This is a genomic window from Shewanella sp. 0m-6 (assembly GCF_052977325.1).
In genome coordinates this window covers 120,416-138,421 of record NZ_JBRIMD010000009.1, presented here as the reverse complement: position 1 = coordinate 138,421, position 18,006 = coordinate 120,416, and the positions used below count along the sequence as shown (strand labels likewise).

Sequence of the window (18,006 nt, the reverse complement as noted above, 5' to 3'; positions counted from 1 at the left end):
CAATCTAATTCATTTACTTTTTAATGGTTTAGAACGCAGCTAGTTGCTATTAAATCATTCATTATATAAATCGAGTTAGGACGCAGATACTTTTGCTCAATTTCCAGAAAAAAGTGCGCAGCCTATGAATATAGGTGAGCACTTTTGACACAGAAATTGAGTAAAATAGCCAGTCACTCACTCCGGTTTATAGAGATTCTTCGATGCAGATGGCTATATCAAACACTTCGTAAATACGCAATCCATCTTTACTTAAGCTGGCATTACCGGTGATCACCTTCTTACCATTTTCATCTTTAACCGAGGTGATACTCACATCCATCGACATCTGTTTGTTGAGCGGATTGATCTGACCGCGATACTTCCACTTGATGTTCGATAAAATCTGGCCAAACTTAGGGTTTTTAAAGCCAGCGCCTAAGTCTTTACTAATAGCATATGTCTGCATGGTTTCGATAATCGCTTCGACACCTAACGAGCCAGGCATGACTGGATCTTGGTGGAAGTGGAATTGGAAGAACCAATCACTTGGATCGATAGTGCGCTCAGCGTAGAGATAACCTAAGCCTTCGGTGCCACCATTATCGACAATTTCAACGCTGTCGATAAAGTTAAGCTGTCCGCCTGCAAGGCGATAATGAGGCTTGCCTACAGGTGGGTTAAAGTGACGACAGCCTTTGTCGAGCAGGTTGATCTTATCACTTGCTGCAACGCCGTTAGCCACATGCCAAGGTTGAGTGACTTTACCGTTATCTAGACCTAACTGATCTTTAAGGGCGTCACCTTTAAAATATCCAAATACCGCAGTACCGCGATAGAAAGGCTCATTATCAACGCTGAGCTCAAAGCTAAAGCTCTGAATGATGTTTGTGCCCGCCATCACCGTTGATAACAAACGTGAGTCGTTACGAATGGTTTTGCCGCGCAAATCAACATCACGCAGTAGCTCACCGCTGCCGTCTAAGTTACGGAAGAATAGCTCAAGGCCCGGAAAACCAAGGGTTGTGCCCATGTAACCTGAGATAAAGCCGTTAGGCTGCAGTGATATTTCCATTAAAATAGAGTAAGGCATTACAGCCTGGTGACTATTTTTGTCGAAATACCATGCATCAGCAGGTACTTCATACTCAGCGATACACGATGATGGTTTTTTAAATTCGCCGCGCTTGCCGTTAACTTCAATGACGCGAGTGGTGACCTGCAGGTCGCCACATGGCGTACGTGGCGGGATCATACCGCGATAGATTGAGAACTCAGGCCCGAAACAGTTTTCGATGTTACCTGTGGCGAACTCAAACATGTGATACGGCGTGAACGGCACGGTATCGGGTACACGATTCGGGTAATCTGGGGTAATGGGCGCTTCAACGTGCGAGATAGGAATCACGCCCTTGTTTGGCTCTTTGCTCAGATCAGGAATTTGCGCCATTAACGGAGCGTTTGCTGATGCAGGCTGGTATGACTTTTTGTTAAGAGACGCTGAAGGCTCAGACTCTTTACTAGCCGCAGGCGCTTGAGTGTTTTCAATAGCAGTGACGTTAGCAAAAGTTGGGTAACGAGTGCACTCATCTTCCTCGCGGATCATCACACCTAGGTTTTGGAAATCTACCACCGCTTTGCCGTTGAGCAAGATATCGATGTTAGCTTTTGCATAAGGGCGAGGGCTAAAGCCTATTTCAGTCACTTCCATACGGTAAGTTAATTCGCCAGATTGCGGCAGCACTTGGCCGCGGCAGCGAACTTGCTGTGAGGCGTTCTCTAATGGTTGGAAACGACCATTTTTAGTTTGGGTGTGCATACCAAGGTGCAGCATATAGAACTGCAGCAATTGACCACAACCTTCGGCCATGAGCGAGCCTGCCATCACCTGATCGCCCTTAAAGTGACACGGGAAATACCAGTGGTCTGCTTCCAGTTGTTTATGACCTTCGATTAAGCCAAGCCCCCAAGTGCCGCCAGTGCGATCAATCTTGCTGACTTGTTCTATCATCAAAAACTTTTCAGAAGCAAAACACAGTGATGGTTGATGAGCGCCTTGATGAGTTGGGCCAAAACAGCCTTCAATATCCGCAGTTAACAGCTTATGTATTTCGCCATAATTAAATTGCGTTTTAGGGCAATCTAATAACGGATTAAAGCGTTGCTTAACCACAAGACTGCGGGCTTTTATCTCATCTTCGGTGCGAATAACCCCTTTACCGTCAGCAAGCTCTTCGTCGGTAAAGAAGCCAGCGCAGCCGCCGTCCATCTTCAAAATCATCTTGTCGCCAACAAAACACTCGTATGAGAAGAAAAACAGCAAGGTGTCGCCATTGCGAGCATAGTTGTTGATCTTAATGTCGTAACGCAGTGTGTCGCCGCCACGAGGCAGATCGCCTAAGAAGGTGAGGGTGCAATCAAGTAAACGATAAACGCGCTCGCCCTTGTTCTCAAAGTCGATGCCTAAGTAGCTAATTAGCATCAAGTCGCACTGACCTGATTCAACCGCGACTGCCCACGGAATTTGGCCATCTACAAGATACGGAGCATCAACTGGGATGTCGTACTCGGTGGTCATTGAACACGGCTTAAACTCATTCATAGTCGCATTGAGTTTGGTTACACGTGATACCAGTAGGTAGTCTGTGGTTGGTAGGCGTACGCGGCGTGAGTAACTATCGATGATAGCGTAATCACTGCCAAACACCTTGGCGATATCACCTTCTGCATACTCGACTAAATCAGCGTAGCTCCAGATGCATGGCTTAAGTGCAGGTACTGGCGGAGAATATGGCGGCACGTTAGCGTGATCGGGCACTAATGCTGCAACCTCTGCCGCTTGAGCAACAACAGCTGCAGGTGTATCGAATTGTTGAAAAGCGGCAACTTGAGCTGGTGCTTGTGTTGTCACAGCTTCTGCTACCTGACCTGTCACTTGAGCTAACTGCTGTTTTAGCAGCGCATCAGCTACCTTCATACCCGCATTGCGGCTTTGTAAAAATGCTTGGTGAGCTTGCTGAGTTAACTGTTGATTCTGTTGAAAACTGGCCAGGTCGCCAGGGGCAATATCGAGAGTCTTGTCTGTTGTATTGCTTATTGTATTCGTTGTCATTAGTGGGGTACCTAATTCACGTTTGGGTGCCTGAGCGGTGACGCCAATGTTTGCAGTCTGTTGTGCTGCAATTGTTATTTGTGGCTTTACTAAGTCAGCCGTTTCGACTGAGTCAGCTGCCTTAATCGGTTTAACTTTGTTTACCACGGTCGATGCTGTCGCCTGCGCCAACTTTTGCGTAATCGTTTCAAGGCTTGCAAGCGGCGTATCGATAATATGCTGGTAGATATCGCGGCCACCTAAGGTGACTTGCTTAACTAGTTGGTGTTTAGCATCAGATTTAAGCTCACTGCTTAAACGCTCGGTTAATGCGTGTTGCTCGCTGGCCGTTTGGCTAATCAATAACTGTGATAGTTGATTCTCGCTGATGTTATTGATCAGCGCGCAATTAACGCTACCAGCTTTGGCTACAGAGTGTTGCTTTAGGGGGTGTTTATTTAAGTTTAGTAAGCCATGTAATAGACTTGCCATGCCCGCTGCCGCAAAACAGTGACCAATACGTTGCTCGGCAGCAGTATGAGTCACTTGTGAAGCAGCACTCAGCGCTAATTGAATTTGGCTCGCTGGCGCGGCCATAGTTTCAATCACTTTAATCGCATTAAAATCGATAGCGGTTTGGCTGAGTAACTTGTCGGTGACCAAAGCCGCTTCAGCCGTTTTAGCAAATTCAAGTGCATCAATTTGGCCATATGAGCTGCCAGATGTACTTTGATCTTTAACTAACACCACTGCGCCAGCACCTTCACCCACATTCCACGTTGTAGAGGTTGGGCTAAGGTTAGGTTCAAGGGCAACCGGAGCAATGGCATTTTTCAAAATCACTTGCTCAAAGCTACCCGATAGATCGACGGCGGCAATGACCACAGCATCGAGGTTATCTTCCATGATCAAGTTTTGCGCAACATCGATACAGCGGCTAACTGACTGCTCTGCAGCAGAAATGGTAAAGGCTGGGCCATTAAAGTCCCATAATGATGCCACACGTGACGCCATGATATTACCAATAAAGCTGGTGTACTGATTCAGCTTTGCTGCATCAAGAACACTGTCCATGGCAATCGCTTCAAGTGCTTGGTATTCATCATCACTTAAATCGACGCCCATAGCGGCAAGGCTTTCTTGCAGTTGGGTATGCAGATTTACGCGGCCACGGAACTGGTGCAGCTCAAGCTCGGTTTCCATTGCCACTAATACCGCAACTTTTTGCCCTGGCTTAAGCTTGGCATCACGAATGGCTTCGTCTGTGACACGCATCAGCATAAGCTGCTGTGAAATCAGACGGTCATCTTCATTTGGTGGCAGTTTAAAGCGTAAGAAGTCTAACTCGAAGTTATCGACATAAGCGCCTTTAGGCGCCGATGCTAAGCCAAATTCAGCTAAAAGTTCATTGTGCTTTTCAAGGCTCTTCCAGCGTTTTTTCGGTAGCTCGATAAAGCCGTTACCGTTTTGGGTCACCGCATTGTTTAACGCATTGATGCTACTGAGCGGACCAAAGTGCGAGGCAAGGCCAACCACTTTTAGCGGCTGAGCTTGACGAGCGGGCTTAGTAGGCTGAGTTGCTTGCTCTGCTTGTGTTACAACAGTGCCTTTGCCGTTATATGACTCAAGCAAAAGGTGCGCATTACAGCCACCAAAGCCAAATACCGACACCCCCGCGTGACGGGTTCTCACACCAAAATGATTATTCGATGGTTTATCTGGCCAGCCCTGTACCATGCTAGGTAGAGTAGGTTTTCCAAACAGTTTTTTCGGTGAAGAGATGGCATCACTAATGTTGATGCTCGGCGGTAAAAAGCCCTCTTTCATGGCGAAGATCATCTTCATGATCCCCGGCATTCCGGCTGCAGTAAGCAGGTGGCCTAAGTTAGATTTAGCTGAGCCTATTAACGGCGCGTCGCTGCCCTCTAGCTTATCTTCAAAGAAGGTTTCCATTGAGGTCAGCTCAATTTTGTCACCCAGTGGCGTACCGGTTGCGTGACATTCAATCACTTCGATATCTTTAGGCGCTATATCGCTGGCGGCGTAAGCACGTTCAAATGCTTTTACCTGACCTTTTGGATTTGGGCTTAATACAAACTGACCTTTGCCGTCGTTTGATAAACCGACGCCACTGACAACGGCATAAATTTTATCGTTATCACGTTCAGCATCCTCAAGACGCTTAAGTACCAGTACGCCAGCGCCTTCACCGGCAAACAGGCCTTTACTGCTAGCATCAAACGGTACTGACACACCATGATCTGGATAGGCGTGAAAGATAGAGAACCCCATGTTGATAAAGAAGGGATCGGCACCCGATACTGCGCCCGCGAGCATGATGTCTGCTTTACCCGTGCTTAAGTAGTCACAGGCGAGCTTTAGTGAATAAACAGAGCTTGCGCAGGCGGCATCAAGACTCAGTTGTACGCCGCCAAGACCGAGTGCATCGGCAACTAATTTTGAGCTGTTATGGGCAATTGCGCCGTTAGCAGCATAGAGACTTTTCTCGCTTGCTGCGCGCTGGCTATGGGCATTGGTCGGATTGAGTTTAAACCCTTTGCAGCCCAACTTATCTTGTAGCGCCTTTTCAACTGCACTGTGATAAATCGGCAGAAATAGGTCGTTTGAACGGGTAGTCGGAAATGATAATGCGCCCATCACCACACCTGTGCGGGCGAGGTTGGTATCGTCTAGGCTGATCCCTGCATCGTGTAAGGCTTTGCGACTGGTATCGAGCGCCCACAGAAAACTATCATCTAAGCCGTGTAAGCTTTGTTCGGGGAGTTTGTAGCCACGGGCATCAAAGTTAAAATTGTCAATGTAGCCGCCTTTATCGCAATAAAAACGGTCTGATTGTCCTTGAACGCCTTGGTAGTCGCAGCTGTTTGCCCCGAGCTTTTCATCCGTTAATGTGGTGCGAGAGTCGCGTTTATCCAGTAAGTTCTGCCAAAACTCTTCAGGACTCTTGGCGTCGGGATAAAGTGTCGCTAAGCCGATAATGGCAATTTTGCTCTGCTTGCTCGTGCGCTGCTCCGAGCTATTTGATACTGGGTGGTTAGAAGTGTTGTCTGTTAAAGACATTAGACTTCCCCTTTAAGTAAATGATTTTCTTGAGAGCTAATTTGGTCTACCTGATTAGCTTGTAACTGACATAGAGCCAGCTCTCGTTGAAGTCCATCGATAAATGGTTGCAAAGATAGCGGCACTTTATGGCTTATCAATTGCCCGAGCGCTTTAAGTAAACTGGTTACATCGCTGCTGCCTTTGGCATTCATTGGCACAGTGCAGCATGGCTGCTGCGCGCTCTTGCTATCTTGCTTGGCAATTTTATCTATCAGAGTGCAGTTTTGCCTGTCAGCCCCCATCTCAACAAATAACTTAGCGCCTTGGCGCTGAGCGCTATGGATAAGTGCAGTAAAGTCTAAGGTATGGCAGAAAGTGTCTGCAATCGACTGAGCAAGCATTTCACTGGTGAGTGGCTGTGAATTAACAGGCTTATCTGTGCTGCCAATTAGATTGGCTGCGCTGATAAATTGAATTGCCGACGGCAGTTCATCATTAAGCGGCTCAGTGTAAAAGCGCGTCACGTTAGCATGCTCTTCCATAGCTGGTGGAGTATGCATTGCCGTGACGCGATTAGCTGCAATGCCACGTTTGCCTAATGCAGCCAGTAACGCTTTGCATTGCTGCTCACAACCTGCGATAACGCACGTATCACCCTGAATGATGGCTAGGTATGCGTGAGGGTAATGACCGAGCAAGGCCTGAATTGGCGCCGCTTCGCTTCTTACCACAAAGCTATTCCAAACAATATCAGCGTCTTGCTCTTTTAGCTGCCAAGCGCGTCTGACTGCCGTTAGCTCGCCTGATATCGCTGAAGTAAACAGGGGATCGGTTTGAGTTTTGCTGATCAATTCATGGGGCTTTGTCCAAACACCAAGGCTCGCCCACATAGAGGCTTCACCCATAGAGTAGCCTAGCGCAAAGTTAGGCTGAACCTTAAACTCATCGACGAGCAGTTGAGTTAATAGGTAACTGCTACCGACACCGGCGATGGCCAGCGAGCCAAGCTCCATTGCTGGAGCAACGTTAGGATCTAAGTGATAGATGCTATCGGCTTGCAACATCGACTTAAGGTCACCTTCACGTTCAAGGCGAGCATAAAGCGCTGGAAAGTACTGATGGAGCTCGCTAAGCATATCGGCGTAAACCGTACCAACGCCTGGGTAGACAAAGGCTAAACCTGATTGCTCCGTGCAACCTAAAGGGGTACTGGTAAAGTAACTCCCCGCTGGGGTTTTATATTGCAGCAGCTGCTCAGGTGCTTTCGAGATCTCAAACTGTTTGGCTAAGGCATCATCAAATGCGCTTAGCTCTTGCTGTAAGCTATCAATCGAACTCGCCTGGATCACCGCTTGATAGGCTGCTTGCTGATTTTGTCGCTGGTTCTGTTCAAGGTTCTGTTCAAGATAGTTGCTGGCGTGCTGCAAGTTATCTTGCATTAAACCTAATAGCGCAAGTTGGCTAGCATCCGTACTCATGTTCGAGGCTAGCGCGTGTGCGCTGCTAATTGGCTTTAACGCATTACTTAGCTTATCTAACTCAGCTTTTAGCTCGGTTTGAGTGTGACCCGCTAAGATAAACATCAATCTATTGGCGTTCAGTAACGACTTAGGTGCAATAAAGCCTGTGCCTTGTGTTAACACATAACTGGTGCAGTTAAGGGCACTGCTTAAGCCATGAGTAAAGCTAATTGCTGCAACCCGCGCTTGATGAAAACCGCTAAACCAAAAATGACTCTTAGCCTGTTTGGAGGTTAACGCCACACCTTGGTTGGTTGCTTCTCGGTAATGGGTGCGAGTCGCCAACTTTTCAATCAGTTGATACACCTTCGAAAATTGTTCGTGGCTGCTGAGCTCGCTGTAAGACTCAATATGACAGTCACTATTGAGCTCACGTTTTGCCTGGGAAAAAGCCGCGCGTAGAACGTCATTAATGGTATCGGTGCGCTCAGTTGTACTCGCAGCTCTGGTACCAGAACTCATATCTGCAGTTATATCAGTAAGTTGCTGCATCGCACTTAGCACTGCATGTGGGTGCAAGCGCAACTGGGCAGCTTTAAGGGCCGGTAGCATCAACAGAGATTGCTTAGCAGTTGCTAGCTGTACCCATTTACCGGCATTTATCGCGTTAATACTGGTATTTAGCAGCTTATCAAAGCTGTCACTTGAGTGTTCAGTTGCGTTATCGACCAGAAGCTTGACCAGTTCAAATTCACTCGATTGGCTCAAGATGTTAGTTGCGCTTAACTCAGGCAAGAGTGCTGATAAGTTATCAGCACTCATTTGTGGCGCAGGCAGCAAAATCAGTGCGATGCGCAGCGGCATCACACTTGCTTTAGGCGTTTGTTCCACTATGTCGCCTCACTGTCAGTTGCTAACGTTTTGTTTGTTAGCGCAGCAGGCAAAAACGCTGAGTTCAAGCTTTTGCTAATGGTGATTTTAGCTGACTTGAACATGGCACTTAACTCGCCATTGTCATGGTATAGCATCACATTGGCTTCAAGTGAGCGCGTGTTGTGTTTAATCACTTCAAGCTCAATCACACCTGTTTCACCAAAGGCCATAGGCTGGTAGGAAACAAACTCGCCAATTGCCGAAGGCAGACTTGCCGATCCGGTTTTAAGTCGTGCCCAAACGAGCATGGCTTGCAGCAGTAGATCTTCGGCAAAAGGCTGGCTACCACCCAGATGATTTTGCGGTAAAAACTCGCCACAATCAGCGAGGTTTACTGCTGGTAAGGCAACCTTTGCGATTAAGCCTTGCTCGTCAAAACGAACAACAGACTCGATGCCCTGCAGGCGTGGACCATGAAACAGAGTCCCGTTGCTATAAAGCTCTTTAGCCGTGGTGATCACTTGAGTGGCACCTAAGTTAAATTGCTTGCTAGTGCGCTCACTGAGCTTGTTACTTATTTGGTCACTGACAAGCGTCGCCTTATATTGCGGACGACCATTGCAGCTGATCAATGCTTGCAGCGTTGCAGGGTCAGAGCTTGTAGGGGTTAGCTCAAGGGTTAGCTCTTGCGCCGCATCAGTCTCAAATACAATGCCTTTTAATAGCTTGTAATCAAGTACCTTAACTTGAGCGCCAAGCATGTCGCTTGCCACTTCTCGCATCCAGTCGATAGCACATACCGTTGGCAGCACACTGTTACCGCCAATGCGGTGATCTTCAATGAAGGCCATCGCACTTGGGGTTAGTAGGCGCGTTGCGGTGAAAGCTTGCAGTGGTGAATTTTGTGCATCAGCACGCGGATGCGATGTTGTTAGCACCTCATCCGCATTAAGCTTTTTTACAGAAGCAGCCTCAGTTGCTTTTGTGTCGCTTTTGCCTTGCATTGACGTACCAATTAGCAATTGCACGCCGGTTTCACCTAATAGCTGAGTCGCAAATAATTCAGCGCCCGCTTTAAGTGGAATAACGTACACACCACGGTCGGTAAACATCTTCTTCAGTGCAGGATTAACCATACCGCCATCCCAAGGGCCCCAGTTAAAGCTCATGACTTTAGCTTGAGGGTTGCGAGCAGTGAACTGCAATGCCGCCTTATTGAGAATATCGTTCGACATCGCATAATCGCTTTGCCCAGTGTTACCGTAGAACCCCGCTGCAGATGAGAACATAGCTAACAGTTTGATCTTGCTTGGCTCAAGTGCAGCAAGTAGTGCTTTAAGGCCATTGACCTTAGTGCCATAAACGCGTGCAAGTTCAGCAAGGGTTTTATCTTGAATGTGTTTGTCAGCTAACACGCCCGCGCCGTGAATCAGACCCGTGATTTCACTTGAGCGACCTTTTAGCGCTGCTGTGATTGCCGCGCAGTCGGTCACGTCCATGCTGACATATTCAGCTGAAGCGCCAACGTTGCTAAAGGCGGTTAGGGCTGCGTTGATCTCAATACTGCTTTGTACTGGCCAAACAGCCGCTTCAACTTGCTTTGGCGTTGGCTTTTGACCTGTTGAGATAATATGCGCAATCGCCGCAGATTTTAGCTCGCTAGTTTGCTTACCTTCAGCCCAGCTTGGCAATGCTTGTAATTCGCTACGGCCAGCTAAAATAAAGTGTGATTGAGTGCGAGCGGCTAATGACAGCGCGCATTCAAATGTCACACCTTTTGCGCCACCGGTCACCAGTATTTTATCTGTACTGTTTAGCTCGGCTGGAGCGGTTTTATTGCAGGCTTCACCGGCAATGAGTGTTACGCGGTTAATTTGGCCTTCAACTAAGCTTAACCCTACTTCTGGCAGCTGAACTTGGCTATCAAATAGTTCACTAGTAATGGCATCAGCAAAGTGTGTTGCATCAACATCTGTTGCAATGTCCAGCGCACGACAGAAAACCTGTGGCCATTCATGGCTTAAGGTTTTAGTTAAGCCTGCTAGTGCAGCTTGGTTAAGTTCGGCATCTTTTAATGCATCGGTATTTAAGTAACCAAAGCCACCGTCGATACGACTGACGGTAATGAAACAGCGACGAGCGTCAGCTTTTGCATCTACAAGCGGTGTTTGTACTAGCTTTGGTTGCAACAGTTTTGCCCACAAGAACGCATTGCTAACGTGAGTAAAGCTTTGCGCATCTAGGTTGACTGCTGTTTGCTCAGTGGCATTGGCTTCAGGTTGTAAGTGGATAAAGCCACCAATAGTGCCAACCTGAGTTTCAATCTCTGCAATAACCGCAGTAATACTTGTTTCAAGCTCAGATTCTTCGCTTGAGGCAAGTTCAAAGCTGGCAACATCGCTTGAAAGTGGCGATTGTGGCTGGCCAGCAGCAAGACGCACAACGGCAACTTTAAGACCTTGTTTTGTTAGTTTCTCTGCAAGAACACCCGCGTTATGACCATCATCATTGATCACAAGGGTTGTATCTGCGGCGAAACAGTCTTGTAGCTTGTCCGCCGCATTAAGCTTTTTTAGCGCTACCTCGCTATGAGGAGGAAGTTCTACTCTTGGTTCTGCAGACAATGGCGCTGGCTTAACAGAGCCTTCAGCTGCACTTGTATTAGCAGAGCCCTCAGCTGCACTTGGAGCGAGCTTAGAGCCTTCAGCTGGCAGTTTACTGCCCATATAAGCCACGATTTCGCCCAGTGTTCTACACTCTGCTAGATCTTCAGGATTAAGTTCAGGCAGACCCGGTAGCTCATCTTGTACTGTGCCAAGAATCTCAACGCGCTTGATTGAATCGATACCTAAATCAGCTTCCATATCCATGCTTAGCTCAAGCATTTCAGTTGGGTAACCGGTTTTATCGGCAACTACAGACATCATAGTAGCCTGTACCTTGTCGGCACTTAGACCGTTTGCAGCTGGTGTAGATGAAAGCGCAGAGCCTTCAGCGGCACTAACATTAAGAACCGCCGCAGCGCTAGAGCCCTCAGCTGGCAGTTTACTGCCCATATAAGCCACGATTTCGCCAAGAGTGCGACACTCAGCTAGATCTTCAGGATTAAGTTCAGGCAGACCCGGTAGCTCATCTTGTACTGTGCCAAGAATTTCAACGCGCTTAATCGAATCGATACCTAAATCAGCTTCCATATCCATGCTTAGCTCTAGCATTTCAGTTGGGTAACCCGTTTTCTCGGCAACTACAGACATCATAGTAGCCTGTACCTTGTCGGCACTTAGACCGTTTGCAGCTGGTGTAGATGAAAGCGCAGAGCCTTCAGCGGCACTAACATTAAGAACCGCCGCAGCGCTAGAGCCCTCAGCTGGCAGTTTACTGCCCATATAAGCCACGATTTCGCCAAGAGTGCGACACTCTGCTAAATCTTCAGGATTAAGTTCAGGCAAACCCGGTAGTTCATCTTGTACTGTGCCAAGAATTTCAACGCGCTTAATCGAATCGATACCTAAATCGGCTTCCATATCCATGCTTAGCTCTAGCATTTCAGTTGGGTAACCGGTCTTGTCGGCAACCACTGACATCATAGTAGCCTGTACCTTTTCGGCAGAAAGGCCGTTTGCTGTGGCCACTAGCGTAACAGTCGCAGCAGTAGTAACTGGAATTGATGAAAGCTTGCTATTCATGTACGCCACGATTTCGCCAAGGGTACGACACTCAGCAAGATCTTCTGGGCTAAGCTCAGGCAGACCCGGTAGCTCGTCTTGTACTGTACCTAAAATCTCAACGCGCTTGATAGAATCGATGCCTAGGTCGGCTTCCATATCCATTTCAAGCTCTAGCATTTCAGTTGGGTAACCGGTTTTTTCGGCAACCACTGACATCATAGTAGCCTGTACTTTTTCGGCAGAAAGGCCGTTTGCTGTGGCCACTAGCGTAACAGTCGCAGCAGTAGTAACTGGAATTGATGAAAGCTTGCTATTCATGTAAGCCACGATTTCGCCAAGGGTACGACACTCAGCAAGATCTTCTGGGCTAAGCTCAGGCAAACCCGGTAGCTCATCTTGTACTGTGCCAAGAATTTCAACGCGCTTGATAGAATCGATGCCTAGGTCGGCTTCCATATCCATTTCAAGCTCTAGCATTTCAGTTGGGTAACCGGTTTTTTCGGCAACCACTGACATCATAGTAGCCTGTACTTTTTGCGCGCTCAAGGCTGTTTCAGCGCTCAGACCGTTTACTGCTGGTGCAGCAGCTACTTGAGGCGCCGCGGCGGCAGTTGTTGAAAGCGCAGAGCCTTCAGCTGGCAGTTTACTGCCCATATAAGCCACGATCTCGCCAAGGGTACGACACTCTGCTAGATCTTCAGGGCTAAGCTCAGGCAGACCCGGTAGCTCGTCTTGTACTGTACCTAAAATCTCAACGCGCTTGATAGAATCAATGCCTAGGTCGGCTTCCATATCCATTTCAAGCTCTAGCATTTCAGTTGGGTAACCTGTCTTCTCGGCAACCACAGACATCATAGTGCTTTGCACTTTTGCAGCGCTCAAGGCTGTTTGCGAGCTCAAGGCTGATTCAGCGCTAATAGCGACAGCTGGGCTTGTAGCACTTGTATGAGTCGGTACGATAGCAGCTTGAGCTGGCGCTGCTTGACGAGCAACTTGTACTGGGGCAGTTTGAACAGGAGCTGATTGTACCGGCGTAGTCTGAATCGGAGCAGGTGCTGTTACAGGTGCAGGCTGTGCTTGTGGAGCTTGAGTCGGCTGCACTGGCGCACTGTTTACCGGAGCTTCAATCGCAGGTTGAGTAACAACTTGGCTTTGAATAGCTTCATTGTGAATGACAGGCGCATAAGTTGCTTGGTTGCCATTGAGTAGGTTCAATGCTGCAATATTGCTACCCGCTTGCATTTCTAAGAATTGGGTATGGCTTTGCAGTGTTTGCGCTTGTAGCTGGTGGAACTGCTCCATAGAGCGCTGTAGGCTCTCAGGGATCGCAACACCTGAACTTGCCAGTTTAGTCTGCTCTGTCATCAAGGTTGTGAAAGTCTCGCCGTATTGCTGCGGGATCTCCAAGAACTGCTGATGCAGCTGAGCGGTTTGCTGCTGCGCGGCAAAGAAGTTACTTAATGCATCACCGCTAATGCTATGAGCTGCTGGCTTACTGTTTTTAGACACAAATTGGCTCTCTATACCGGAATCTATAACTGGATCTACAACTGAACGGGCTTGGACTGCATTGGCTTGCATTGCACCCGCTGGGGCTGCAACCTCAATAATCTTTTCAACTTCAACGATTTTTTCTACAATTTTTTCGACTTCAACAAGCTTTTCAACTTCAACCACTTTTTCCTCAATCACACGTTCGATTTGAGACGTTACTATGCCCGTCTCTAGTGACTTAGCCATTTTAGCCCGTGTTGCTTTACTGATATGGTTGGCAGCGTTCAGCGAAATACTCATTGGTGACTTTTTCGCTGGCGCTGCGATATCGGCCTGGTATGGGTCGATATTATCAAGCTTGATACCGGCAACCGCTAATTGAACTGCAGCTTGCTTTAGCTGTAGGTCGCTATCGCCTTTAGGGCTTGGGTTAATTGAGATGGCGCAAATGTCGCTCATATGCTCTGCAAGGGTGCCTTGTACCAACTTTTGCAGGATGTTTTTTGGGCCAAATTCGACAAATATGCGTGCACCCGCTTCATACATAGCATCAAGTTGAGTGGTAAAGCGTACCGATTGAAGCATATGTTTCTTAAACGAGGTTTTAATCTTTGCTGCAGTGCTGTCATAAAGTGCGCCAGTTGCATTTGAGTAAAGCGCACGGCTCGCTTTAGTAAACTTGGCGGCATCAATCGCTTTGGCAAATGGCGCCTGAGCATGACCAACAAGTTCGGTGTGGAAAGCGCCAGATACGGGTAGGTTAATCGCTTTATAACCAAGCTCGCCTAGTGCTTTGGCGGCATCCGCTGTGGTGGCGGTTGGGCCGGCTATAATCGATTGCGTTGGGGCGTTGTAGTTAGCGACTTTTACGCCGTCGAACTTGGCGATTGTGTTTTCAAGTGTACCTAAATCATCCGCTTTATGGATAACCGCAAACATGGCGCCACAATCAGCATCTTGACCGTCTTTCGTTTTAGCTTTAGTGGCCATGGCATCACCACGAGCAAAAGCCAGCTTGTAGTAATCATCAGCTGAAATCACACCTGCGGCGCATAAGGCGCTTAGCTCACCAAAACTATGACCCGCCACCATATCGGCATTAAAACCTGCAGCGGTGAACAGCTCATACTGACCCATAGAGATCGCGCCGATAGCACTTTGTGCATTGGCGGTATTGGTCAGAATCGCTTCTTGGGTTGTTAAGTCGTCTTTATTAAATACAGGCTTTGGATATAGCGTTTGCGACAATGGTGTTTTGTTGTTGGCGGCAAAAACTTTATCGGCAGTCACAAACTGCTGGCGCATCTCTGGGTAGTAACAGGCAAGCTCGCGGCCCATATTCAGATACTGAGAGCCTTGGCCTGCAAATAATGCGGCGACTTTACCTTCAATCGCGGCTGTGCGGTAGCTCGTGCCACCAGGCAGCTGCCATGCGGCATCATCACTCGATGACAGTTTTGCAATCGCTTGCTTAATTTGGTTGGCTAATTCTTCGCGAGAGTTTGCCACTAAACCAAGACGTGGCGCAGTTGTATCAAGCTCACGTAAGGCGTAGTTTGCAGCAGCATCTTTGAGGTTAAATTCAGCTTGCTCTGCTGATGCTGCAAGTGTGTTTAGCTCCTTTATCAATGTCGCTTTATCGCTAGCGCTGACTAAGAAGCTTTGAGCTACATGGCGTTGGCGGTACTTAGCCTTCTCACTATCATCGCGTTTATGCTCATTATTGTACTCTTCCAATACAAAGTGGAAGTTAGTGCCACCAAAACCAAACGAGCTAATACCCGCACGGCGCGGCGTACCATCAGTACGTGGTAACCACGGACGGGTTTCAGTGTTTAGATAAAACGGCGAGTTCTCGATATCAAGCTTTGGACTTGGCTGGCTAACGTTAATTGTTGCCGGTAGCACTTTATGATGCAGTGCAAGTGCGGCTTTAATAAGCCCCGCAGTACCTGCAGTTGATTTAGTGTGGCCAATTTGAGATTTAACTGAGCCCAGTGCAATGTGCTGTTTGGTGTCATTGTCGTCGCGAAACACTGAACAAAGACCGGCAAATTCTGCTGCATCGCCTGCTGCCGTACCAGTACCATGGGCTTCGATAAGTCCAAGTGTGTGCGGTGCAAAACCTGCGTCATCATAAGCGCGGTTTAACGCTTTTGCTTGACCAGACGGACGAGGGGCGTAGATAGATTTAAACTTACCATCAGATGATGAGCCTACACCTTTGATCACTGAATAGATCCGGTCGCCATCACGCTCGGCATCTTCAAGGCGCTTAAGCGCCACCATACCAATACCTTCACCAATCATCATGCCTTTAGAGTCGATATCAAATGGCTGAATGGTTTCATTAGTGGTAAAGGCGGGGGTTTTTGAGAAGCTCATGTACATAGATGGTGAGTTATCGGTACAGACACCACCTGTGATCATCATCTCTGAGCGACCTTCGGTCAGCTCTGTGAGCGCCATACGCATCGCGGCGAGTGAGCCTGCACATGCCGCATCAACGACGCAGTTCATGCCACCAAAATCAAATCGGTTGGCAATACGACCAGCAATTACATTACCTAGAGAGCCTGGGAATGAGTTCTCTTCCCAATGCACATATTGGTCTTGGAACTTCTTGATCAGCATTTCGCTGTCAGTGTCACTGATGCCACTGCTAGCGAATACTTTCTTTAGCACTGGGTACTGCAGGCGCGCTGTTAGGCTGTGGCTAATTTTTTGACCGCCGCCGACACCTAAGGTGATACCAATCTTATCTCTGTCGTAACCTTCAGGTAGGTTGGCGTCGGCCAAGACTTCTTTCGCCACGATAAGCGAAAGTAGCTGTGAAGAATCTGTTAGCTCTAGGATATTTGGCGGCAGGCCAAATTCCATTGGGTTGAAATCGACTTCTGGTAAGAAGCCACCACGCTTACAGTAACTCTTGTCTGGCGTACTCTTATTGGCATCATAATATTCTTCTGGCTGCCAGTGAGTCGATGGTAGCTCGGTGATAGCATCAATTTTTTCACTAATAAGATCCCAGAACTTATTTAAGTAACGAGAGTTAGCAAAGATGCTCGCCATGCCAACGATGGCAATCGGCATATCTTTAAGGCGCTTGTTTAAGCGTGAATCAGCTTGTGACTCTTGTGCTTGCTCAGTCGCTTTAGCTGATTGTGTAGGTTTAGAGGTCTGGCTCATTATGAGTCTCCACTGGATGCCTGATTATCAGGCGTCTTGTTGTTTGTTTTAGGCTTATCTTTTGTGGTGTGGCGATTTGGCGTCGCACCAGGAAAGCGCTGTAAAAAAGTGTGATAGTTACGCACGAGTAACTTTCGTAAATGGAATGGCCCATGTTTAAGGACATAGGTCATGTAACGGTTGGTGGCTTGAGTATTGCCATCTTGATATATGTCGAGATAGATCCAATCACTATGGGGATCGATGCCGAGTAAAATAGAGCTAGGTTGCTGCTGTGTTAGCTTTGGCGGAATGGTGAGTGAAACCACCTGTACTACGTTGTCGCCGTCGGTGCTCGGAAGAGCTAAGGTTTTAGCGAGCGTTTCGTAATGCAAGGTATAGGTTTGCACGTCGCTGCCTTGGGTGACCGGAATATGATTAAAGTAACGCATCGGCACGTTAGGGCTAGTAATGTCACTGACCCGTGAGACCCCATAGCGCTTTAAACACCGAGCTAAACCAGAGCGCGACACATTAGGGTTAATAAATTTCTGCGTGGCTTTTAATAAGGTGTCTAGCGGCATCTTCAATTGATAACGCAATCCTACTACCACATATTCTTGTAGCGGGGTTAACGTGGTATTGAGGTGATGCGGTGTATTGGGGGTATTTTCGACAGAGTCGCGTCTGCGCCATTTACGAACGGTGGCTTCACTGATATTCAATATTTTTGAGAGTTGACTCACCCCCAGCTCGGATCCTTGAATGAATCGACGCATCTCAGGAGTCGTAGTGGCATTGCGATGCCTTGTTTCGTTGTCAACTTGCGTACACTTATTCGAGTTGTTGTTAACTTCTTTTAAGTATGCACTATTTATTTCTGCCATCAGTTTAGCGGGTATCCGTTAATAATCTGTTGGGACTACATGGTCAAATAGCGCTAGAACCCCAGTTCTAAGTCTGCTGTCATCACAATTTCGTCGATAATTTCAAGCTAATGGCAGAGCAGACTACCTGAGCTGATAAGGCAATACAATCACCTGGGACTTAATAATTGCTGATACGACCAGATTCGGCGAACACTTGTAAGTTAGATTGTTGTTTTGTTGTGTGAATTAAGTAGGTGGATTAAAGGGTGATCTAGGTCAAGCATTAAGCTTTTTAACAGATCTATACTTGCAATTAACAAAGGTGAAACACGTGTCTTGAT

The 18,006-nt window shown here is 47.7% G+C and carries 4 protein-coding genes; all 4 read right to left on the bottom strand.

Features of this window, described 5'->3' with window-relative positions; translation table 11 throughout:
- Positions 1-187 precede the first annotated feature (187 nt).
- From pfaC to ACVBJC_RS09445, 4 genes are read right to left on the bottom strand one after another with little or no spacing between them, the layout of a single operon-like run.
- Positions 188-6,151, bottom strand: a complete 5,964-nt coding sequence (pfaC, locus tag ACVBJC_RS09460) for an eicosapentaenoate synthase subunit PfaC (protein WP_447160620.1) — start codon at positions 6,149-6,151, stop codon at positions 188-190.
- Positions 6,151-8,484, bottom strand: a complete 2,334-nt coding sequence (locus ACVBJC_RS09455) for a PfaB family protein (protein ID WP_447160619.1) — start codon at positions 8,482-8,484, stop codon at positions 6,151-6,153. The genes pfaC and ACVBJC_RS09455 overlap by 1 nt, the downstream gene beginning before the upstream one ends.
- Complete coding sequence (pfaA, locus tag ACVBJC_RS09450) at positions 8,484-16,817, bottom strand: eicosapentaenoate synthase subunit PfaA (protein WP_447160618.1); 8,334 nt, start codon at positions 16,815-16,817, stop codon at positions 8,484-8,486. Before pfaA ends, ACVBJC_RS09455 begins: the two co-directional genes overlap by 1 nt.
- The gene (locus ACVBJC_RS09445; RefSeq protein WP_447160617.1) at positions 16,817-17,683 is read right to left on the bottom strand and encodes a transcriptional regulator; all 867 of its coding nucleotides are present in this window, start codon (positions 17,681-17,683) and stop codon (positions 16,817-16,819) included. The genes pfaA and ACVBJC_RS09445 overlap by 1 nt, the downstream gene beginning before the upstream one ends.
- Positions 17,684-18,006: the final 323 nt, after the last annotated feature.

Excerpts from the sequence above, each read along its gene's own strand:
- pfaC (WP_447160620.1), bottom strand. The coding sequence starts at position 6,151 with ATGTCTTTAACAGACAACACTTCTAACCACCCAGTATCAAATAGCTCG.
- pfaA (WP_447160618.1), bottom strand. The coding sequence starts at position 16,817 with ATGAGCCAGACCTCTAAACCTACACAATCAGCTAAAGCGACTGAGCAA.
- ACVBJC_RS09445 (WP_447160617.1), bottom strand. The coding sequence starts at position 17,683 with ATGGCAGAAATAAATAGTGCATACTTAAAAGAAGTTAACAACAACTCG.